Source organism: Bacillus sp. JJ1609 (genome assembly GCF_036967045.1).
Taxonomy (GTDB): Bacteria; Bacillota; Bacilli; order Bacillales; family Cytobacillaceae; genus Mesobacillus.
In genome coordinates, this window is sequence record NZ_JBALSS010000025.1 from 118,808 (window position 1) to 119,887 (window position 1,080).

Consider the following 1,080-nt stretch of genomic DNA (forward strand, 5'->3'; position numbering starts at 1 on the left):
AATCAACAGGTGCAAAAAATCAACAATGACCATTAACACAGCCAAAGAAATAAAAAAGAGAGAGCTCGGACTAATGCCAGGCACTCTCTCGATGGTACATATAAGAATTACTTTAATCTAAATAGGGAGCATGAGTCGCTATTTGATATTTTCTTTTACATATTCAATAAATTTCTTAGCGGCGTAGGAGACATACCGATTTTTCTTTAGGATGATGGCAATCCGCCATGTCATCTCTGGATGGTCAATGGGGATCTGCTTGATGCTTTTACTATTGAATCTGGCTAAAATTGGCCTGGGCATAATGGAAATTCCCTGATTAAGGCAGACTAACTCCGTGAGAAAATCCCACTGTGAGCTTTTGAAGTAGATATTCGGTTCAAAACCCGCCTCCCTGCATGCCTTGACTACATGGTGATGTAGCAGGAAGGTTTCATTAAGCAATGCGAATGTTTCATCTTTTAAGTCCTCGAATACCACCTTTTCGCGGTTTGCAAGCGGATGATCATTGTGTACGATCAGCACTGCCTTATCCTCAGTTACCGGGATATATTCAATCCGGTCCGAAAGTTCGGGCAAAATGACGAGTCCAAGGTCGACATATCCCTTTTCAACCATTTCATATACGGTGACCGCTCCATTTTCAATAATAGAAAGGTTTAGGCCTGGATAATGATTTCGGAAGTTCGCGATCAGAGGGGGAAAATAGCTAGTGCCAATTACAGGCGGTATTCCTACACTTACATTACCGGTCCTTAAATTTTTAGTATCCTGAATGGATTCGGTAATGGAATCCATTTCTGAAAGAATCCTTTGTCCCTCTTCGAACAGTCTTTCTCCAGCATCCGTTAAAGACATTTTATGTTCAGATCTGTCAAACAGCTGAACGCCAAGGTCCTCCTCAAGCTTTTTAATCATTTTACTGAGTGCAGGCTGAGAAAGATGAAGGTTTCTTGCGGCTACCGTAAAGCTGTTATCTTTCGCAACCTGTACAAAATATGATAATTGACGAGTATCCATCCCTATTTCCTCCAATTATTTTAAGGCTCTGTTAAAGCCCGATGTTGTTTTTAAAACCTG

The 1,080-nt window shown here is 40.9% G+C and carries 1 protein-coding gene; it reads right to left on the minus strand.

Annotation, left to right across the window (positions count from 1 at the left end):
- Positions 1-138 precede the first annotated feature (138 nt).
- Positions 139-1,020, minus strand: a complete 882-nt coding sequence (locus tag V7654_RS18375; protein ID WP_335432194.1) for a LysR family transcriptional regulator — start codon at positions 1,018-1,020, stop codon at positions 139-141.
- Positions 1,021-1,080: the final 60 nt, after the last annotated feature.

Bases quoted from the DNA above. Each gene is read 5' to 3' on its own strand.
- V7654_RS18375 (WP_335432194.1), bottom strand. From the start codon at position 1,020: ATGGATACTCGTCAATTATCATATTTTGTACAGGTTGCGAAAGATAAC.